Genomic DNA, 21,856 nt, shown 5'->3' with positions numbered 1-21,856 from the left:
CGTTACTGTTTCTCTCTGAGGTTTTTTTTCTTGTTGCTACCCTTGCCCTTTTTACCTTTCTTGGGTGGTTGAGGTGGCTTGGATGGATCATAATTGGGATTGGGGACAGGTAGCCGGGCTCCGACATCCCTCAGGTAATTATTAAGTCGTTTGTTGAGTGCTTCAGTTTGCTCAGGATGTTTCTCTGAGAGTTCGACTTTTTCAGCGAGATCTTTCGATAGATCGAAAAGTTTCAGCTCCCCGGTTTCGTAAAACTTGATCAATTTTATGTCACCAAGGATCAGCGCGGTATGCGGCCCGTCAGAGCTTTGGTAATGGGGAAAATGGAAAACCAGTTCTTCATGCAAACGCTTTACGGGATGTCTCTCACCATGCAGTAAATGGACAAAACTCCCCCCCTCGACACCCTTTGGCATCGGGGCCTTGACCCCAGCGAGTTCACAAAAGGTCGGCAAAAAATCCTGGCCTATAACGCGCTGATGATTGAAGCCCCCCCCTTTAATCCCAGGGCCTGCGATGATTAGGGGCACACGGATGCCACCTTCCCAGACGGAGCCCTTTCCACCGCTGAGACCATCTCGCATACCTCCGCCCCCTCCACCACCATTGTCGGACATGTAGATGACATAGGTGTTGTCAGCGATTCCAAGTTTGTCGATTGCGGCTAACACTTTTCCGACTCCAGCATCGAGGTCTTCGGCAATTGCGATTCTTAAGACATTTTTTTCGTTCCCTCCAACATTACGTTTGCGGACGTTCGCTAAGGTTTCAGCCCGTGCATTCTCAGGGTAATGCAATGCGTGGAACGACATTTGGATAAAGAACGGCTTCCCGAGTTTATGGTTTTTAGCCATGAACGCTTGCGCGCGACTCGCCATACCAAAGATATCAACCGGATTAGGATCTTTGAACGGCGCTGCGTCTTTGTTGCTGGTTTCGCCGTCGCTTTCGTCGTAGCCATGTGCTTCCGGCCCACCACCATTGATGTGCCATTTACCGTAATGCGCAGTAGCATATCCAGCCGTTTTGAGTAGTTCCGCCACAGTAACCTCATCTTTTGATATCGAGCGGATGTTGGTTGGCGGGATCATTTTATACCCATCAGCAGCGGTCATCGTAGGAGCTGCCTTCGTCCAGCCAAGTTGCGCGGGACTCTTTCCTGTTTGCAAAGCGATTCGCGTAGGAGAGCAAACGGAAGCAGGTGCGTAGGCCGAGCTAAATCGCAGGCCAGACGCAGCGAGCTTCTCGAGGTTGGGCGTGCGAACATGCGAGCTCTTTGATCCAGAAAACTCCGGATGCATCGCTACAGATAGGCCGTTCCAGCTTTGATCATCAGAGAGCATGAAAATGATATTTGGCTTCTGGGCTGCGTGACCACCTGTGATGAAAGCTAACATTACGGCTGACGAGATTATGAGTGTGCGTTTCATTATTTTTTATCGGCTTCGATTCTTCGCCCTGGTTCATGATGAGCATTGTGAGAAAAAAAGTCTGTCGGCAGGCTTTCTGATGACACCAACTCAAGCTTGAGAGCTCCTGGATGCTCATTGCGGCGAGGAAGCCCTTCGAGCACCATCCGGTGGATCATACCATTGCTAGGATCGAACCATATCTCTATGATCTTCGGTCCTCCTTGCTCACGTGAATTACGATATCCACGCAGTCCTTGTAGCCCGACTTCTGTTTGCGAGTTAGACTTAATGATTTCGATCTGATAGAGATCTTTGAGATTGCTCAATTGTGTGCGAAGGTCGAGGAATGCCAGATCTTGCTGTCTCCCTGGCAAACCACCTCGGAAGCGTTGTGGGTCATGACTCATACGCACAGGTCCGTCACCACGGAAACTCCAGCTAATTTCACCATCGCCGCCCATGATGCGGTGTTCACCGTTCGGTAGCTCTTGTTTCAGAACAAACTGCCGACCCCCACGCAAAAAGAGTTGTGCTTTATCCAAATAGACGGGTGGAGGATAACGTCCTGCCCCACCTCTCTTTTGGCTTCCTCGGTGAGGGCTTTTAGATTTTGACGAGTGTTGATTGATTACATGAATTACATAAGCCCGATCATCCATGCGTCCAAAAGCGGCGATAATCTGGTCGAGTGATTGAGACGCTGCATTCACACGATTTGGCAGCTGCACGGTGAAAACAAGAATAAGCCCAATCACAACAACAGCCGCCACGGCTGATATCCAGCGCGAAAGACCACGCGATAATAGCTGTGTTACCTTGGGCAAAGTCTCTGTTTCCTCAAGAGCTTCAAATAACCTCTTCGGGTTCTCAGAAAAACCTCCAGCCCTGCCCTCATCAACTAAGAAACTTTGTATGGCTACGTGATCCAGAAAACGCTGACGCAATTCTTCCGAATCATCGATCATGCAACAGAGTGATTCGCTGTCTCCACATTCAGCCTCACCTAACAAAACACGACACACTGTTTCATCAAAGACCTTTGCTTGAGCTGGCGTGACATCGCTCATGAGTCGCCCCCCTTCCCCAGAGTATTTGCCATGGACTCACGCATACAATCAAACATAGCCTTGTGAGCACGCTTAAGAATTTTATACACAGCCATTTCAGTGCGTTGCCAAAGACGGGCGATCTTTTTCACAGGTTGCTCGTCAAAATAATGTGCGTGTAGTGCTTGTCTTTGCCGTTCAGTTAGACCTTTCATACATTTCAACAAGTACGACCTACGTTCGTCATACTGCTCAGCATGTTCTGCCGAGGCGTCGGCCAGCGAATTGAGAATTTCATCGTCCATCGGGATTGGCAGTTTCTGCTGTTTACGGCGCCACTCAAAGGCAAGCAGACGAGCAAAACCAATCCCCCAAGCAATAAAAGGTCGCGAGCTATCGTACTCATCAAATTTCCTCCACAAGCGTCCAGCCAACTCTTGGAGCAGGTCGTCAGCAGCTGACCGATCATGCACAAGAGAGAGCAAAAATCCGTATAGCGCACGTTCGTTAGCAATCAACAACCGCGTAAAGGCAAGCTGTGGCTCGCCCTCATTGCTGCGCTGTAACGTATCGCTCATATCTACCATTCATACTGTATTGTTAAAAGGAGGCAAAAAACAAACCTTTGAAATAAAAAATCATCATTTTAAACAAATCAATCGATATAACGTTTCATAATAAGTTACTAAATAAGTACAATACTACTCACCTTTGCCTAAACGAGTTCAAGCTAGGATCTGCACTAAAGAAGCTCCGAGTTTTGAATTAATCCTCCACAAATTTTTCGAAGCTGGACGGGTCAACAAGGGAAACCGCAGCAAAGAGTTTTTCCGCGTCAACATCTTAAAAATCAAAGAACACATTGATTCACACGCTATCGATGCAAAATGGACCATGGCCGCTGAGGCCCAACAATTCGAGGCAATCGGGCCGTAGCAACAAACCAAAACAACTAACAAACACGCTGATACTCTCAGTGAATCTTCAACACTTCGTTCCGCGCATTAATAGAAATTCAGACAATGGCATTAACGTCATAATACAAAAACACTTCAGGCATTGTTTTTGGCTCAAATTCAGCACCAGCCCCCATTTTGCGTTCAAGACCATCAAAATACCAAAACCCATCCCCCCTCCGCGAGCTGGAGTTTTTTCTTCATAGGTGTATTCAAATAATTCCAGCCTCACAAAAACCTATTCAGAGCCGTTAACTTCGTTCGTTCAAAAGCCTCATAAGTATATTCACGAAATCACTTGATTCCATGCAATCCATCGACCGAAATCGCCGAAGTCCGTTCTGGTGGAGGGTGATCAGTGTGCTGTGATCGGTGATCCGTGCCAGACAATTGAAGCCATGCGCTTGTGCAAAGCGCTAGCAATACCATTCTCCCAGAGGGGCTGTCGGACTTAAAAATTTTAGCTTTTATGAGCGGCCTAGAGGGGATAGCCTCTTTTTTGAAGTAGCTACAGCTCACACTGGATGCGTTAAGTGTCTAGTTTAAGGGTGATAATCTAACTTCAATCTTAAGTCCGACAGTCGCCCAGACATATTGTCGGAATGAGGAAATATTAGGTTTTGTTATTTTGCCAGCGAAGCTGGAGCGATGCGGGCCGCTGTGTCTTTTGAAGACTAGCGGCGTTTCGCGTCGATCGCATAGATCGCTATGCTTCCTCCTTGTTCCTTGCCAGAATCCAAAAGACTTGCGTCATTCCGACAATCTGAATGCTCAAATGGTATAAAACCGTTTCTACGGTTCTTTTTCGCGGCCATTCACCTATTTCGCGGTCAGCGATAAAAAACGCAAGCACCCATCATTTCAATGAGAGTTGATGATCTATGACACGGTCAATCTGCAGGGCCTGCTGTTCCGCAACCTTGGCCTTTTCGGCAAACTCAGGCCAATACTCAAGAGCACTCACAACCTGCTCGACCACTCTTTTGATCTTGGGCTTGGTTGCAATATAACAGGACTGCTAGGAATTTGCTTTTTGAGGAAGGTGGTCGAGAGCATCATGCGAGGAGGAGATAGGGGGTTGATTTTTGAAATATTGTCAATGGAGTTTATGTGGGATCGAGAACCAGGGTGCGGCCATCGCCGAGAGGTATTTCGGTTGGTTGCCAAGCGAGGCTTTGGTCATACTGTCTGGAATCATCCCCTGCTGGTTTCCTTTCCTGATTGAACCAAGTGAGATTAGGTTCGTCGTCGGGTATCCATTCCTTGATGGCTTGCCAAGGTGGCTCGATGGGCTCCATGGTTTCGATGTCGAAGGGCGGCGGCGGTGGCCGGGGAAGATGGATGATTCCTTCCCAGAGGCCGTGGAGCCAGAGGAAGAATTGGATTTCCTCGTGCCGGAGGAAGGTGCGGACGGGGCGCATGGTGCCCTTACAGCAGGGGCACTCCGCCCCACACCTTGAGGATGGCATGCTTGACTCGTGGGAGGACAAATACGGCCTGACCCGCACAGCGAATGACGCTGCCGGGAATCCAGATGGCGATGCCTACAGTAACGTCGAAGAATACCGCAGAGGTCTACACCCCGGCCAGTCCGACTTTGTCTTTGTAATCAATGCAGAGGGTAACTTCTTCCTGCTCGATACCGGCGGTGAGTTTATCGATGCCGACATTGATGGCATCCCCAACTGGTGGGAGCGTAAACACACCGGCAACAACACAGCGATGTCAGCAAGCCAGGACCAAGACAATGACGGGCAGGACAACCTCGCTGAATACATCGCAGGCCTCAATCCCCGGGACGCCTCATCCGTCTTTAAGATCGAAACCTTGGAGTCCGAAGACGCCCCACAAGGCAGCATGACCGTCCGCTGGCAATCTCAGCCTGGACGCATCTACTACCTGCACATCACCGAGACACTCACAGACATGTCAGGTCCCGCTGACTACACCGTAGAAGGTGACGGCACCCTCAAGACCATCCAAGTCCCCAAGAGCGGCCGCAAAGCCCTCTTCTGCCGAGTATCGGTTCAGATGGCAGAGAGGGAATAGAGGGAAGCCGCAGACTTCTACAGTTCTGGCAGAGCATCTGATACGACTCACAGCCAATCTTTATATAAGCCTTGTGGACCTCGACACTGTCATGGCCGACCCACTCTTCCACGGTAACTTGCCGGGATGCCTGCGTCATGGAGCATGGTCACGGCTGTATAGCGTAGACTATGGAAGCTGACGACTGTAGGCACTCGCCTGGAATCGGGAATTCTCGCCAACACTTGCCGAGAAGGCTCGATCAAATGCATCACATCCAGCATGTGTGGTCAGTTAGGTCCGAAAATCGAATCTATCAGTCTCCGATTTATCTCACTTTTTTCCTGCAAATCGGAGAAAACAGAAGCGAATACACTCGCACACCCCAAAAAAAAGGCTGCACCAAAATCGGATACAGCCTTTATTCCATAAGAGATTCCCCATACCGCCGGCCGGGATCGAACCGGCACGATTGTTACCAATCAACGGATTTTAAATCCGTCGCGTCTACCAATTCCGCCACGGCGGCATTGGGAAATGATCCTTATCTCACCGAGGTTTCCCGGGAGACGGCGTGCAGACTAGGAGCGCTTTTCAATTTCGTCAATGGCAGCTTTCAGAGAATTTTTACTTAATTCCTCAGTCTGCTGCTCAGCCGCTTTTTCAAGCTCGGGAACACAGGCCTTGGAGCCGACTTTACCAAGAATATCGGCTGCGGCCACCACATGCACGGTATCCATTTGATTCAGCGAGGGGAGCAGCAAGACCTGGGCACCCTCACCGAGTTTCAAAAACAAGGGAGACCACTCAACGGGGTCTTTGCTCCATAACTCCATCAGAACCAATTGGGAACCATCCACTTGACGATCAATAAGGAACTCCATGGCTATTTTACTGGACTCCCCGACCTTGTATAAATCATTCACAGCGGCAAGAACCACGACACCCGCACCATCTCCCGGCTGAGACCAGACAGAAATCGCCTTAAAAAGAGCCAGTCGGAGCTCCTTGTCCTTCTTCTCCGCCAGCAAGCGCAGCAATTCCTTGGAAATATCATCCCGGTGGGCTTTAGGCTCCACCCCGCCCAGTCGAGCGACCGCCTTTTTAATTTGCTCGGGGTCAAATCCACGCAGTGCCTTGAGCTGTTCGCGGTAATACGTCGAACTGCTCGGATCCAGAGACGATTCAGGGTCGAGCTTCACAATTTTGGAATTGGAAACCGTCACATCCACGACCCGTAGGTTCTTGTAAATTTTATTGATCCGTCCGAACTTACTGCACAGCACGGCAACCTCATCGATGCTTTTGGTCTGTTGCTGAAGCAGAATCAGACCATACAATCCACTGTCGCGAAAATCTCCCCGGTCATAAGAAATCCCACGGGCAAGCTTGCCTGTTTCCTCGTAGAGGTAATCAGAGATTTTTTCCCGCACCCCCTTGTTGGCATTACGCAAATAAATAGCCACAATGCTGTGAGCTGGAGCTACCCGCAAGGACTCGGCTACGGGCTCGTAGCCAATTTCGTCCATATAATCCGCCTCATCATCGGCTGCCACAGCCTCATCCTCCGCTTCTTTTTCTGCCACCAGGTCGGGGACATAATCATCCGATGCGCTGGTTGGGTTTCCAGGAAACAGCACAGGCATCGCCATCAAGCCCCCACCGAGAAGCAAACACAGCAATCCGCCCATCATCCGGTTCTTCACCATGCCATAGAATAACAAGCCACAGCCCAATAGTGCCGTAAATCCGCAGAGAATAAACCGATTCTGCGTTTCCATATCCCTCATCGGTCCCTCTTTTCCTCCTGCCAGTAAAAAGACAATCAGAATCAAAACCATCAAGCTACCACCAAGGACCGCAGCCACCGTACGTCTGGGACGAGGTGGCCCCACGAGCTCTGCATGAGGGTCCGGCTGATAGTGTGCCTGCTGAAAGCCCACTTGCACCGCCTCCGGGGCGGCCGAAACCGCGCTCGCCTTGGCGCTGGCAAACCGCTCAAGATGCGCTCCCCGTTTCTCACCTGGATAAAATTTTTGTTTCTCCTTCACCAACACTTCATCATCCACCTTGAAACGACCATCACAGGACCCGCACTCCACGGTCTTTCCCATAAACTCATCCGTCACATCAAATCGTTGACTACACTCTGGACACTCAATTTTCATCATTTTTCGGTTTGGCTTTGTCGACTCATCGCAAACGACAGCCAGACCCTATCCGATGACGCCAATTTTGGCTACCAAGAAAAATCATCTTTCTCGACACAGGCTACACTTGCCCCAGGGCCAATCAGGGGGTAGAACCCATGCATGCTTTCTGAAATCGAATCCTTACTCATCCTCCAGGATCGGGACCAACGTATCCTCAAACTCACCAACGAGCTGAAACGCATCCCCAATGATCAGCAACGAGCCAAGGAACGGCTGGCTAACGACCTCGACACCGTAGCCCAGGCAAAATCCGCCATTCAGGAAAACGAAATCGCCATCAAAAATGTCGAACTGGATATCGGCGTGCGGAAAGACACCCTCACAAAACTGAAAGTCCAGCAGTATGAAACCAAGAAAAACGAAGAGTTTACGGCTCTCGGAAATGAAATCACCCGCTACACGGAAGAAATCGATGCGCTGGAAACAACCGAGCTCGAACTGATGGAAAAGGCCGACGGCTTACAAGAAATACGGAACAAGGCCCAGGCCGCTCTCGACATCACCCAGGGTATGGTCGATGAAGAAATCGAACTGCTCGACAAAAAAGCTGCAGAGTGCCAACAACAAAAAACGGAAGTGCAGTCTGATCGTGACTCTCTGGCTTCGGCCGTCGATGAAGACCAACTCTCCCTTTATGAACGGCTGATGAAATCCAAAGGTGGTGATGCCATTGTTTCAGCTGAGCGCGGACAATGCCAAGGCTGCCATATGAAACTCGTAGCCGCTACCATGATCAATGTTCAGGCGGAAAAAGAAATCACCCAATGTGAGAACTGCGGACGCATTCTCTACCTATCGAGCCAAACAACCCACGAAGAGCACTAAGCCCCCTTCTTCTACTTTCTAAACTCCTCATTCTTCATGAATCCTGAATCCATACTTGAGCTTCTCAAACAAGTTCCCTACCCCGGCTTCAGCCGTGACATCGTCTCCTTCGGCCTGGTCAAGGATGTGCAAATCGACGCCGGTATTGTCACGGTCCTGATCAGCATCCAAACCAAGGACCCCACGGTTCCAGAACAAATTTTCAATAACTGCCATGCGGTGCTCGATCCGGTTCCGGAAATCAAGCATGCCAAGATTGAAATCGACGTCCAAGAACCCAGCACCCAAGCGGGTTCAGCCGAGGGACAGGAAAAAAGCAACATCCCGGGAGTCAAAAAAATCATCGCCGTGGCCTCAGGCAAAGGAGGCGTCGGTAAATCCACCGTGGCCTCCAACCTTGCCGTGGCCCTCTCCAAGACCGGAGCCAAGGTAGGACTCTGCGATTGCGATCTCTGCGGTCCGTCGATCACCCTGATGTTTGGGAAAAACGAACGCCCCCTGGCAACCGAGGACAACCAAATCATCCCCATCACCGCCCACGACGTCAAGCTGATGTCCATGGGCTTCCTGCTGGAAGATGACTCCCCGGTCATCGTCCGCGGACCACTGGCAACCCGCTACACCCAGCAATTTCTCACCCACGTCCTTTGGGGAGATCTCGACTACCTCATTCTCGACCTGCCCCCCGGAACCGGAGACATTCAACTAACCATCGTCCAGACCATCGCCCTGACCGGGGCCATCATCGTCACCACTCCGCAGGAAGTGGCCCTGATCGATGCAAGAAAGGCGGTCTCGATGTTCGACAAGGTCAACGTTCCCATCCTCGGACTGATCGAGAACATGGCCTGGTTTGAATGTGACCACGGCACCCGCTACCCGATCTTTGGCGAAGGAGGAGGAGCCCGTGAAGCGGAAAAACTCAAAGTCCCGCTGCTAGGTCAAATCCCGATCAATATTCCGACCCGACAACAAGGTGACAGCGGCCAGCCCATCGCCCTCTCGGATCCCTCGGCCAATCCGACAAGCGCCGCATTTGCCGACATCGCCAAATCCGTGCTGCTTCTCGGTTAGTCGAGCCCCCCTGCAACCCGCACCAAGGGAAAAAACGATTCTAAAAGCTATTCCCTTGCCAAGCCCTCCGACCTCCGCTATCACGCCCGCCCAACTTACCTATTCTATGGCTGAATCACCCACACCCTTCGCAGAAATCGACCACGGCCCAAGCAAGCTCGATCAATTTCTCGACGCCCACCAGAAAAAACTGATCATCGCCGCTATTCTGCTCGCCCTCGGTATGATCGCCTATGTCATTTATTCCGGCATTGCCAAAGGAAAAGCTGAGGAGGCTGGAGCCGCCCTGCTGACCGCAGAATCCGCCGAGGATTACCAAAAAGTCATTTCTCAATGGCCCGAAAGCAAAGCGGCTTCCACGGCACTCCCCCTACTGGCCGACTTGCAAGGAGAAGACTCGCCAACCGACGCCATCCAGACACTGAACGAATTCATCGACAACAACCCGAACCACCCGGCCAAAGCAAGTGCCCAGGTCAGCCTGGCCCTGCGCATGCTCGAGGAAGGTAAAACGGAGGATGCCAGCACCCTACTCACCGAAATTGCCGAAAACGAGAGCGACAGCTACATCGCCCCTCTCGCCTGCATCACCTTGGGCGACATCGCCAAGGCCGCAGGCAAAAAAGAAGAGGCCTCCACCTGGTATAAAAAAGCACAGGCAGACGAAGGAGCCCAGGGCAACACCTTCAGCCAAGCCGCCGCAGCCCGCTTGGCACTTGTGAATGCTGAACCTCCCACCAAAATTCAGCCAGCCCCACCGGCACCAGTCGCCCCACCGGCACCACCAGCGCCCGCGGTCACACCCGCCCCACCGGCACCAGTGACGCCTCCTGTGGAACCAACAGCTACGCCAACACCTACTCCAGGCGAGGCAGAACAAAACAATCCCGCAGAAAAGCAGAAAACTGAAAGCGAAGCCTCTGAAGCTCCGTAAAAATTTTCAAAGATTCCCCTTGAGAAAGAAGGGTGATTTGATACCTACCCATCGTAACAACCATATTATTTAAGAATCGTGTCCGTATTTAAAAGAGTCAAAGGAGCCCAACCGAATCCAGAGCCAATCCAAGCCCCAACGCGCCCGGCAGCAGAACCGCCGACCAGCGCCCCGGCAGCCAGCGCTCCATCACCGGCATCCCAACCAAGTAAGCCGGCCCCAGCCACCACTTCCGCTCCTTCAGCTGCACCCAGCCCAAGTGGACGTAACGTGCTCAGCTCGGATGTTGAAATCAAAGGCAGCATCAAATTCTCCAACGACCTCGTTGTCGATGGCAAGATCGAAGGTGAAATCAAATCCGATGGATCACTCACTGTAGGAGAGAACGCACGGATTCAGGCAGAAATCAGCACCCGTTCGGTGGTCATCTACGGAAAAGTCTACGGCAACATCGAAGTCAGCCACAACGTTGAGCTGAAAGCCAACTGCGAACTTGTCGGCGACATCAAAGCCGCCTCCCTTTCCATCGAGCCCGGAGCCATCTTCGTCGGTAAATCAACCGTTGGAACTCCAACCGCACAGCCAAAGGCAGCACCGGCCAGCAGTCAACCTGCAACCAGCAGCCCTGCTCCAGCAAAACCATCCGAGCCAAGCAAGCCAGCCGCTGCTCCAACAACACCACAAGGCCAGCAAGCAGCAAAGGGCAGCGACCCCAAACTACCCAAACATGCGCAGCAGGAACTCTCTGGAATGAAAAAGCCAGCCGAGCAAAAATCTTCCAACCAAAAGCCGATGGGCAAGCCAATGGGAAAACCCATGGGCAAAGGACCTCAGTCGATGAACAAGCGCTAAGCGACGACTGAAATCACCTCTTTTGAATCCACCCACCTCCGTTTCGACGGATGGTGGGTTTTTCTTTGTCTGCCTCGAGCTTGTTTCTTGACTCTTTTCACCAGCTTCCTGACTCTTTCCCCATGCCAAGCACATCCCTCGACCTCCGAGACGAGATCCTTCGTTTGAAAAAAGAGCGCAACGCCGTCATCCTCGCCCACAACTACCAGACTGGTGATATCCAGGATCTGGCGGATTATGTCGGCGACTCCCTCGGGCTCGCCTACCGTGCCCAGGAAGCAGACGCCGACGTCATCGCTTTCTGCGGGGTCCACTTCATGGCGGAAACCGCCAAAATCGTCAATCCAGGGAAAACAGTCGTCCTGCCCGACCTCGATGCCGGATGTTCACTCGAAGCATCGTGCCCGGCAGAAGACCTCAAATCCTACCTCAAGCAACACGCTGACAAAAATTACTACGTCATCGCCTACATCAACTGCTCGGCCGGGGTGAAGGCACTCTGTGATGTCATCTGCACCTCCGGCAATGCCGTCAGAATTGTTGAGCAAGCCCCGGCAGACCGCCCGATCCTCTTCGTCCCCGACGCCAACCTCGGCGCCTGGGTCATGGAACAAACCGGACGCAAAATGGACCTCTGGAACGGATCCTGCCACGTCCACATGGATTTCACCCGGGAGTCGATCAACAAGATCAAAGAAGAACACCCGGACGCTCTCGTTGTCGCCCACCCGGAATGCACCACGGCCGTACGCCTGCTCGCCGACGAAGTCTGCTCGACAGAAAAAATGATCCCCTACTGCCAGAACGCACCGGTCGACAACATCATCGTCGTCACCGAAAGCGGCATGCTGCACCGACTGCAAAAGGAAGCTCCGGGGAAAAATCTCATTGCCGGCCCCACCGAACGCTGCGCCTGCAACGACTGCCACTTCATGAAAATGAACACCCTGGAAAAACTGCGCGACTGCCTGCAATCCCTGCAACCGCAAATCGATATGCCAGCTGACATCCGGGAAAAGGCCACAGCCCCGCTGCTACGCATGCTTGAGCAGAGCAAAGGCTAGCCCCACATCCTTTCTCTCCCAAAAACCAGTTGGGAGCCAAAGCCTCCCAGCGACCCATGCCCTTTACGACATGGGTATCATCCATATCTGAATGTTTACGGCTACTCGGCACGACATCAGTGTGGACAGCTCAACATACCCACGCTTCATTCACTGGCAGTTCCCAGAGATGTCCATGTTTTGCAACAGGGCCACGATAGCCCGTGCTCATCCAGAGCCATTGCAGACATCTGAACACCAGCCAAAGATAAGATGAAACGAATATTCAGAATCCCATTGGCCGTTCTGGCAATGGCCACGGTCACCTCCCCTGGTCTCGCAAAAAATGCCGAACCCAAAATCATTCCAGCCGTGCAGCAGTGGCAAGGGGCCGAAGGCTCATGCCGATTGAGCGCAAAAACCATCATTGCCGAGGGGCCCGCCGCGACAAAGCTGGCCAGCCAACTCAAACAAGACATCAAAGACGTCACGGGCGATGATTTTGTCATCAGCAAGGGGAAACCATCTCGTGGTGGTAGCATTATTCTGAAAATTTCCGATGAGTGCCCTCATGAAGAAGGCTACAAACTGGAAATGGGCGAGCATGCAGTTCTCAAGGCTTCGACTCCTGCCGGCCTGTTCTATGCCTCGCGCTCCCTCTTGCAGCTTATGGCTCAGGGAGATCTACCCAGAGGAACCATCACCGACCAGCCAGACTACCGGGTTCGCTCATTGATGTGGGATGTCGGTCGCAAATTTGTCCCCTTCGATCAAATGAAGGACTGGATCAGGGCGATGAGCTACGTCAAAATGAACCAACTCCACCTGCACCTCAACGACTCGATCGGATTTGCTCCAGGCTTCCGGCTTGAGATGAAGTCACTTCCCGGGCTAGCGAACCAGGACGGTCACTACACCCAGGAGGAAATGAAAGCCTTGCAGGCATTCGCCAAAGCCAGGGGGATTACCATCGTGCCCGAAATCGACGCCCCGGCGCACGCCTCCGCCTTTACCTACTACCGCCCGGACCTCCAGCACCCGAAGCTGGCAAGCCAGAACCTCGACCTGACCAACCCCGCCACCATCCCATTCATGGAAAAGGTGCTCGATGAAATTTGTGACGTCTTTGAATCCGAACACATCCACATCGGCACCGACGAACTTCGCCTCGGCGGACTTTCCAAAAAAGAAAAAGAGGAAATGGGAGAACTCTTCCGTGGCTACATCAACCACTTCAATAGCTACCTGAAGAAAAAAGGTAAAGTCACCCGCATCTGGTCCGGCTACGAACACATGCCCGGCACAACCCAACCCGACAAAGATGTCGTCATCGACATGTGGGTCACCGCCGATGCCGCCGCCAAGGTCAAGGAAGGCTATACCTTCATCAACTCCAACCACGGCTGGACCTACATCGTACCATGCGCTCCCTACTACGGCATCAATAACGCCAACGTCTATCAAAAATGGTCACCCAATTACTTTAGCTCGAAACCAGGTGGCATCATCCCCAAAGACAGCCCGAACCTCCTCGGAGGAAAATTCCACATCTGGAACGACCGTGGATACCAATTTGCCGGGTTTAACAACAACGAGGTCGCGCGCCTTACCATGCCATCGCTTTTGACCTTCGCTGAAAAGCTCTGGGGACGCAAAGGCTCAAAAGACTTTACCGCATTCCAACAACGAGCTGCCGCAGTCCTACCAGGAAACGATGCCTTTGAATTCACTCCCGGCAGCAAAAGTCGCCACGATGTAAAGAACCCAATGCTGGGGCATTTCCCCGGAACCACCTTCCTCAAGCGCCATATCAAAGCCGACTCCGATGGCATCGTCTGGAAGCTCGATAAAGAAACCAAGTTGATGCAGTGGAATTCGATCAAGCCGGAAATCGAAAGCTCCCCGGATCACATCAGCTACCCATGGACCGCATCGTTTGACCTGACCCGCTACACGGACAGTCACATTGGAGGATCCACCATCCTTCAAGGGCAAGAAACCCTGATGGACTCGAAACTCGCGACACTCTTCCTCGATTACAATTACTACAGTAAAATCGACAAAAAAACCAAACTGCCAACCAACATAAGCAAGGGGGTTTGCATCGTCCGTGCCGGACGCTCAGCCGCGGCCATGCCGATGACGAGCCTGACCCATAACGTCATCGATTTTGGCTATCAAGTGCCTATCGGCAAGCGGGTCAAACTCACCTTTGTCGGGTATAAAGGATACACCGAGCTTTACGCCGATGGCAAACTGGTCAAGCGCGTTAACCTTCAAGCGGTCTGCCCGCTGAAAAGTGTCGGGGACGCCAAGTGGGGAACCACCTTCCACGGAGCCATCCACAACGCCGTCATCTACAACAAAGCGATCCCTCCCCAACTTCCAGCCAAGCCAAAAAAGATCAGCACGGAATCAGCCAACCTGATCCCGATGCCCAAATCCATTCAATTGGCAAAAAACAAGTTCACACTCACTCGTGAGACGACGGTATCACTCGGTCAAGGAACCGAACTTGTTGGCAAGCACTTCATCCAGAGGCTCGCCAAGGGGACGGGGTGGAAGGTTCAAACGAACCAACAAGGCACCATCCAACTCAAGATCGTAGCCAGCAAGGGATCCCCGGAAGCCTACACCTTGCAAATCCATGACAAAGGGATCATCATCACCGCTGCCAGCGCAGAAGGAATCGTGCGCGGCACCGAAAGTTTACTCCAGCTGATGCCACCATCGGTCTATGGCAAAGGCACGCTTAAAGACATCACCCTCCCCTGCCTCACCATCAACGATGCACCAGAATATGCCTGGCGCGCCTTGATGCTGGATGTCTCACGGCGCTTTCAGAACAAAGACACCATCATCAAACTGCTCGATGGTATGGCAGCCTGTAAATTCAATGTCTTCCACTGGCATCTCACCGATGACCAAGGCTGGCGTCTCCCGATTGCGGGTTACCCGAAACTCACCTCAAATCCGGACGTCTCCTACACACGTCAGGATATCCGTGAAGTCGTCGATCACGCAGAGAAACTAGGCATCACCATCATGCCTGAAATCGACATGCCCGGGCACAGTTCTGCAGCCTGCCGGGCCTATCCAGAAATTGCCACCCGCAAAGCCGATGGAAAAATCACTGGAACCATGAACCCGGGAGCCGAAGCCACCTACAAATTTATCAACGATGTCATCGCCGATGTTTGTAAACAGTTCCCCAACAGCCCGAACATTCACATCGGAGCCGACGAGGTAGGAACCGGCAATTGGAAAAACCACCCCGAGTGCCTGGAGTTGATGAAACGTGAAAAGCTCCACAGCACACACGAGCTCTACACCTATTTTATCAACAAGTGCTGCGCGATTGTCAAAAAGCACCATCGCAAACCCTTCGCCTGGAACGAAGCTCTCAGCTCCAAGGTTGACCCGGATCTCACGATTCTCTCCTGGAAAGGCATGCGCCCAGGTATTGCCGCCGCCAAGGCCGGCCACGATGTGGTCTTCAGCCCGACACCTCAAATTTATTTCGATCACCCGAATACCCGATCGAAGAAAAACCCCTTTGCCTACAGCGCCAATGCATCCTATCTCAACCACTGCTACTATTTTAACGTTGGACTGCCCGCTATCCCTGCGGATAAACGACATCACATCCTCGGTGGTGAAGCCTGCCTCTGGTCCGAGCGCATCAAAAGCGCCGACCACATGTTCATCATGATGTTCCCACGCGCATGGGCGATCGGAGAAACCCTCTGGTCCGCGCCGGAACAAAAGGACTGGGACCATTTCTTGGCCCGACTCACTCCGATGCGTCAACGCTTTGAGGCAATGGACATCGCCTACTTCTGGGAACCGGAATCACTCGCCATCAATGTGGGAGCTTGGAATGCAGGCGATATTCAAAAGAACAAGGGCATCATGCAATACGACCTCAGTGGCAAAGTCCCACAAGCCGGACTCCAAGAGATTTTTGTCGGTCAAGGTCCCGGAGAAGGTCAGTTTTTACTCACCGGAATGGAACTCCTCCATGACGGTAAAGTCACCGGCCAAGATTGGCACGATTACGAATCTTCGGTTTTTCACAATGCCAGCAGCCTGTATCTTCTGAAGTTGCCCAGCGTGAAAGGGAAAATCACGCTCCGCATCCATGTCAAACAACTCTGGGGTGATAGCTCTGCCACCGTTCAGCTCAACCCGGCCCTGCCATTGGACCAATACTCGAAACAGTGCGCTCCAGACACCGGATCCAACCGCACCAAACAAACAGTCAAGGCCGTGGACCCGTTTGCCGACAAATCAGCACGACGCCCCGCAACCAAGGTAACTACAAGCCTCACGCCCTACGGTGCCCACACCCCGGAAATGACCACCGACTGGAAACACTCAACTTTCTTCTGGAGCCGAGGAGCCCCCAAAGACGGCGACCACATCACCTGGACATTCCAGCGTCCGGTGGATGCCAGATCCATCACCATCACCACCGGTGCCCCGGATGATCCTAGCAGCGACAGGTTAAAAAGTGGCCAGATGGAAATATCCAAAGACGGCAAAAGCTTTGTCCTGCTCTCTCAGTTCAAACAAGGTAAAGCCACCGGCAAACTCAGCTACCCCATCAAAGCCGTTCGCATCAAAGCCACGGGCAAAGAAAATAACACTTGGCTAAAGGTTCAGGACCCCGTCATTCATTGATTGGACCCTCGATTTCAGAGGAAGGCGCTCGGCAGTCCCCCCCGAATGACCGAACAAAAAATCAGGGACTCAGCCTCACGACCTGTTTCTGAAAGAGACAAGGTATTCTCGCTTGCACATCTGCGGCTCCAGTTGAAAATGCTCTGCAGATCACCCACGATCTCGATACCATTATGAATACTATCCAAGCTGTAATACTCGGCACAGCCATCAGCACCTGCGCCTATGCCCAGGAACTGCCGATTATTCCCAAACCCGTTCAAAGTAAGGTCACTGACGCTAGTTTTGCCATCAGCAAAGAAACCGCCATTCGCTACGACGCGAAACTCTCCGGCGAGGCTGAACTCCTCGCGTCCGCTCTGAAAAAAACCACCGGAGCCAAACCCAAACTGGTCAAGGAAGAGCTGAAGATCATGCTCCCATCCGAGATCTACTTGGACCTTTCCGACAAAAAGGAACCAAAAGAAGGCTACCAACTTACCGTCACACCCAAGCAGATCAAGATCACAGGCAACGATGCCGCGGGAGCCTTCTATGGTGTCCAATCGCTGTTACAGATCATCAACGAGGACAAGACCGTGCCCGGTTGCAACATCTCCGACCAACCCCGCTTCGGTTGGCGCGGCATGCACCTCGACGTCGGCCGCCACATGTTTGCTCCCGAAGATATCAAAAAATTCATCGACTGGCTCGCCATCCACAAGCTGAACACCTTCCACTGGCACCTCACCGAAGACCAGGGGTGGCGGGTAGAAATTAAGAAATACCCAAAACTCACGACCGTCGGTGCCTACCGGGCGTCAACGCCTCCCTACGGTAACCGTGGAGGGTCCGACGGCAAACGCTACGGCGGGTTCTACACCCAGGAACAAATCAAGGAAATCGTGGCTTACGCCAAGCAACGACACATCACGATTGTACCTGAAATCGACATGCCGGGCCACATGGCTGCCGCCATCGCCGCCTACCCCGAGCTTGGAAACGACGACATCCCGAACTACAACCCGGAAGTCAAGTGCCACTGGGGAGTTCACCCCTACGTGCTGGCCCCCAAGGAAGAAACCTTCCAGTGGGTCGATGACGTCCTGACCGAAATCTGCGAACTCTTTCCTTCATCCTACATCCACATCGGCGGTGATGAAGCCCCCAAAGGGCAGTGGAAACAATCCAAGTTTGCCCAGTCGGTGATCAAGCGTGAAGGACTCAAGGATGAACACGAACTCCAATCTTATTTCATCAAGCGCGTTGAAAAAATGCTCGAAAACAAAGGCCGCAAACTGATCGGCTGGGATGAGATCCGCGAAGGGGGGCTTTCACCGAATGCCACCATGATGCTCTGGCGTGGATGGGGACACGCTGTCGCCTCGATCAACGAAGGTCACGATGTCGTCATGGCCCCGGGGTCCCACACCTACTTCGACCACTACCAGCACACTCCCGCCGCCATTCTCAGCCAAGGACCGGAATACGAAGCCATCGGCGGACACCGCACCATCGAAAGCGTCTATTCCTTTAACCCGATCCCCAAAGAGTTCCAAGGCAAGGAAAAAGCCAAACACGTGCTCGGATGCCAGGCCCAACTCTGGACCGAATACATGAAGACCTGGGACAAAGTTGAATACCGTGCCTTCCCCCGGATTGCGGCCCTCGCCGAGGTTGCCTGGTCCCCACAGGAAAGTCGTAACTTTGAAGACTTCATGAAGCGACTCAAGCCAATGATGGCCCGCTACAAAAAAGCCGGCGTCAATGCCTTTGATGTCTTCAATCCTCCTGTCATCAAAGCAAAAAACGGTATGAAGGCTGAAACCTCACTACCAACGCATGGCGGCAACGACAAAATCTTTGCCATCGACGGCAACCTGAAAACTCGATTCTGGTCGTCCAAACCACCCAAAAAAGGAGATCATTTCACCGTGACTTTCCCGAAAGCCACCAGCAGCACGGCCAAGGTCAAAGTGCTTACCGGTGAGACCGACGGAGGCAAGGACCACCTCGAAAATGGGGAACTGGAAGCCAAGGGCTCAAACAACGAATGGAAATCCCTCGGTGCTTTCAAAGGTGGCATGTTCAACGGAACCCTGCCCAAGGGAAGCACCGCACTCCGGATTAAAGCAACTGGCAACCAAGGAACTTGGCTGATCATCCGCGAGGTTGAAATCAGCAAATAGACAAATCTAACACCTTACCCTTTAAAGCCGCTACCGGACCTCCGGTGACGGCTTCTCTGCGCTCTCTTGCATATTTTTTTGCATTGACACTCTACCCCACTACCTCTAGTGTCGATCATTCACATATAATCTAACCACCAAAATCACATGAAAGGCACTATTTTACTCCTCACATCCTTGACTGCGGCTTACACCAGCCAAGCTGCTGTGGTTACTCTACTTGACGAAGAATTCACCAATGGCAATGCTCCTGCCAACACCGCCACAGCAACGTGGTCTCAGACCGATCCCGCAGCCTTTGAAGCCTACGCAAATGGAGGATTCGCGGTGAGGGGTATCAACTCCGGAGTTCCGCCATCACCCATGGGAGGTCTCGAAGTCCTTGCTGCAGCAACAACCAACACCGTCACCATCAGCATCACCTTACCCGCCCTCCTCGATGATACCCAAGACGGAACCTTCACCTTCCTAGCAGGTCAACGCATAGGAGGAGGAAGCAGCGGAGGCTTTGAAGGAGACCTTGAGATCGTCAACATCACAGATGCACGAACACTGCGAGCAAAAGCAGCCGTAAACCATCCTAACTACACAATGGCAGCTAACAACGAAAACCTCGACTTCATCGCTGCGGATGCCGGCGACACTATTGAACTTCGCTTCTACGAAAGTGGAGGAGGTTCAGACAGGGGACTACAACTGGCGGATCTCCAATTAGACGTCACCACCATCCCCGAACCGAGTTCAAGTGCACTTCTTGGGCTGGGGGGTTTAGCCCTTATCCTTAGGAGACGGAAGTAATCCCCCCCGCGAAACACCGCCTACATTACGGGTTAGCGACCCCTCTATTTTTCCAAGCCCCCATTCGCATCGAATGGGGGTTTTTCTTATACCCACGCTACGCTGCATAACTTGCACCCGCAGTAGGACAGGTTTCCCAACCTGTCGGCAAGCTTTGGGAAAACACATCCCAAGCACACCTCCCCTACCAGCCGACCGATTAGAAATCGGTCCTACTCTTCCCCGGCTCCCACCACACAAAAAACCACCCCCTCACACATCACCCAGCCAAGCCGCCCACCTCTGCGCACACCCGCAGTAGGACAGGTTTCCCAACCTGTCGACAAGCTTTGGAAAACACATCCCAAGCACACACACCCTACCAGCCGACCGATTAAAAATCGGTCCTACTCTTCCCCGGCTCCCACCACACAAAAAACCACCCCCTCACACATCACCCAGCCAAGCCGCCCACCTCTGCGCACACCCGCAGTAGGACAGGTTTCCCAACCTGTCGACAAGCTTTGGAAAAACACATCCCAAGCGCACATCCCCTACCAGCCGACCGATTAGAAATCGGTCCTACTCTTCCCCGGCTCCCACCACACAAAAAACCACCCCCCTCACACATCACCCAGCCAAGCCGTGCACCTCTGTGCACGCCCGCAGTAGGACAGGTTTCCCAACCTGTCGGCAAGCTTTGGGAAAACACATCCCAAGCACACACACCCTACCAGCCGACCGATTAGAAATCGCTCCCCCCCCGACTCCCACCACACATAAATTCTAACACACCCCACCCCACATCAAAAAAGCTGCACCTCAGGAAGCAGATGCAGCTTATCAAATACCCGTTACCGGTTTCAGCCGTTCGGCCGACCGGTGTTATTTCCACGCCAGTGTGCGGATCTCAAACGGCTTAACCTGCAAGGTCACATCCCCGTCAGACACCTCCACCGGGCTTTCACCCGTGTAAGCATTTTCCAACAAATCAACCTCGCCTACCTTGCCCTCCAGCACATCCGTGCTCAACGTCACCGGTCCGCGGGTGTTGTAGGCTTCGTAGAAGCGCACCACGGCCGCATCCGATTTCTCGGCCGGTTTCACCGCCTCGAGAATCACTCCCGGACGATCCACACTGATGAAGGATTTCTCCGTGGGAAGCTCCCCGGATGATGCCGCGGCATCCACCGCCAGCATCGGCACGTTGAAGGCATAGGCTTCTTCGATCACGCCTCCTTCCTGCAAGCTTCCCGCGTGAGGCAGGATGGCATAACTGAAGCTGTGCTTGCCGCGGTCAGCTGTCGGGTCAGGCGCATTCGCGGCCTTGAGCAGAGTCAGGCGCATCACATTTCCGCTGATATCTGCCGCATACTTGCAGTCGTTGATCATCGCCACTCCGTAATCGCCCTCGGAAAGGTCCGCCCACTTGTGCACCGGCACCTCGAACTTGGCAACGTCCCAACTGGTATTGTCGTGGGTCGAGCGTTCGACGTGGCCATACTGGATTTCGTAGCTCGCCCGCAGGCTGCTGACACCCACCGGGAAGGCCACCTTGAGCAGGCGGTCGTGTTCCTGCCAGTCGGCTTCGCAATGGAAGTCGAGGCGACGGCTGCCGGCATTCAGCACGATGCGCTGCACCATGCAGGAGTGGCCGAACTTACGGGTCACGCGCAACACCGAACGAAGTGGTCCGTCTTCGAGAACTTCCACCTCCGCCGGTCCATCCAGGTTTTCCACCTGATCTTTGTAAAATACATCCACGTCCCAGGCGTTCCAACGGTTCGGGTAATCCTTGTGAATCTGCAGCAGGTTCCCCTGCCCGCCATCGGCAATGACCTGACG

Annotated in this window: 15 protein-coding genes and 1 tRNA gene; 9 read left to right on the top strand and 7 right to left on the bottom strand. The window is 53.0% G+C overall.

Annotation, left to right across the window (positions count from 1 at the left end; translation table 11 throughout):
* Window positions 1-2: 2 nt before the first annotated feature.
* From HW115_RS15070 to HW115_RS15055, 4 genes are all read right to left on the bottom strand, one after another.
* Window positions 3-1,430 (bottom strand): sulfatase, encoded by a 1,428-nt coding sequence (locus HW115_RS15070; RefSeq protein ID WP_178933780.1) that lies wholly within the window; start codon window positions 1,428-1,430, stop codon window positions 3-5.
* Entirely contained in the window at window positions 1,430-2,479 is a 1,050-nt protein-coding gene (locus HW115_RS15065) for a hypothetical protein (protein ID WP_178933779.1), read from the bottom strand. Before HW115_RS15065 ends, HW115_RS15070 begins: the two co-directional genes overlap by 1 nt.
* Entirely contained in the window at window positions 2,476-3,036 is a 561-nt protein-coding gene (locus HW115_RS15060) for a sigma-70 family RNA polymerase sigma factor (RefSeq protein WP_178933778.1), read from the bottom strand. The genes HW115_RS15065 and HW115_RS15060 overlap by 4 nt, the downstream gene beginning before the upstream one ends.
* A 1,484-nt stretch (window positions 3,037-4,520) precedes the next feature.
* Window positions 4,521-4,835 carry a hypothetical protein gene (locus tag HW115_RS15055; protein ID WP_178933777.1) on the bottom strand — a complete coding sequence of 105 codons (315 nt, stop codon included), beginning with the start codon at window positions 4,833-4,835 and terminating at the stop codon, window positions 4,521-4,523.
* On the opposite strand from HW115_RS15055, the gene HW115_RS15050 reads away from it, so the two are divergent.
* Window positions 4,834-5,463: a hypothetical protein gene (locus tag HW115_RS15050; protein ID WP_178933776.1), complete on the top strand. Its 630-nt coding sequence runs from the start codon at window positions 4,834-4,836 to the stop codon at window positions 5,461-5,463. The two genes, HW115_RS15055 and HW115_RS15050, sit on opposite strands and share 2 nt — an antisense overlap.
* 422 nt (window positions 5,464-5,885) lie before the next feature.
* Here HW115_RS15050 and HW115_RS15045 read toward each other — a convergent pair.
* Both HW115_RS15045 and HW115_RS15040 read right to left on the bottom strand, forming a co-directional pair.
* Window positions 5,886-5,971 (bottom strand) — tRNA-Leu (locus HW115_RS15045).
* A gap of 52 nt (window positions 5,972-6,023) precedes the next feature.
* A complete protein-coding gene (locus tag HW115_RS15040; RefSeq protein ID WP_178933775.1) occupies window positions 6,024-7,613 on the bottom strand; it encodes a zinc ribbon domain-containing protein in 1,590 nt (529 codons plus the stop codon).
* A 141-nt stretch (window positions 7,614-7,754) separates the two neighbouring features.
* Between HW115_RS15040 and HW115_RS15035 the strand changes: the two genes are divergently transcribed.
* From HW115_RS15035 to HW115_RS15000, 8 genes are all read left to right on the top strand, one after another.
* Window positions 7,755-8,480 carry a zinc ribbon domain-containing protein gene (locus tag HW115_RS15035; RefSeq protein WP_178933774.1) on the top strand — a complete coding sequence of 242 codons (726 nt, stop codon included), beginning with the start codon at window positions 7,755-7,757 and terminating at the stop codon, window positions 8,478-8,480.
* Window positions 8,481-8,516: 36 nt separating this feature from the next.
* Window positions 8,517-9,554, top strand: a complete 1,038-nt coding sequence (locus tag HW115_RS15030; RefSeq protein ID WP_178933773.1) for an Mrp/NBP35 family ATP-binding protein — start codon at window positions 8,517-8,519, stop codon at window positions 9,552-9,554.
* A 106-nt stretch (window positions 9,555-9,660) separates the two neighbouring features.
* Entirely contained in the window at window positions 9,661-10,488 is an 828-nt protein-coding gene (locus HW115_RS15025; protein WP_178933772.1) for a tetratricopeptide repeat protein, read from the top strand.
* A 78-nt stretch (window positions 10,489-10,566) separates the two neighbouring features.
* On the top strand, window positions 10,567-11,340 hold the full coding sequence (locus tag HW115_RS15020; protein WP_319609352.1) for a bactofilin family protein: 774 nt from the start codon (window positions 10,567-10,569) through the stop codon (window positions 11,338-11,340).
* 80 nt (window positions 11,341-11,420) lie between these two features.
* On the top strand, window positions 11,421-12,404 hold the full coding sequence (gene nadA, locus HW115_RS15015; RefSeq protein ID WP_484549412.1) for a quinolinate synthase NadA: 984 nt from the start codon (window positions 11,421-11,423) through the stop codon (window positions 12,402-12,404).
* Window positions 12,405-12,656: 252 nt separating this feature from the next.
* Window positions 12,657-17,066, top strand: coding sequence for a family 20 glycosylhydrolase (locus HW115_RS15010; RefSeq protein ID WP_178933770.1), 4,410 nt, complete (start codon window positions 12,657-12,659; stop codon window positions 17,064-17,066).
* A gap of 173 nt (window positions 17,067-17,239) precedes the next feature.
* On the top strand, window positions 17,240-19,234 hold the full coding sequence (locus tag HW115_RS15005; protein ID WP_178933769.1) for a glycoside hydrolase family 20 protein: 1,995 nt from the start codon (window positions 17,240-17,242) through the stop codon (window positions 19,232-19,234).
* 147 nt (window positions 19,235-19,381) lie between these two features.
* Window positions 19,382-20,032, top strand: coding sequence for a PEP-CTERM sorting domain-containing protein (locus tag HW115_RS15000; RefSeq protein ID WP_178933768.1), 651 nt, complete (start codon window positions 19,382-19,384; stop codon window positions 20,030-20,032).
* Window positions 20,033-20,896: 864 nt separating this feature from the next.
* Here the strand turns inward: HW115_RS15000 and HW115_RS14995 are convergent.
* The coding region (locus HW115_RS14995) for a glycoside hydrolase family 38 C-terminal domain-containing protein (RefSeq protein WP_178933767.1) at window positions 20,897-21,856 on the bottom strand (960 nt) is incomplete at its 5' end.

It is taken from the genome of Oceaniferula marina (assembly GCF_013391475.1).
Classification (GTDB): Bacteria; Verrucomicrobiota; Verrucomicrobiia; order Verrucomicrobiales; family Akkermansiaceae; genus Oceaniferula; species Oceaniferula marina.
This window is presented reverse-complemented; position numbering and strand designations above follow the sequence as displayed.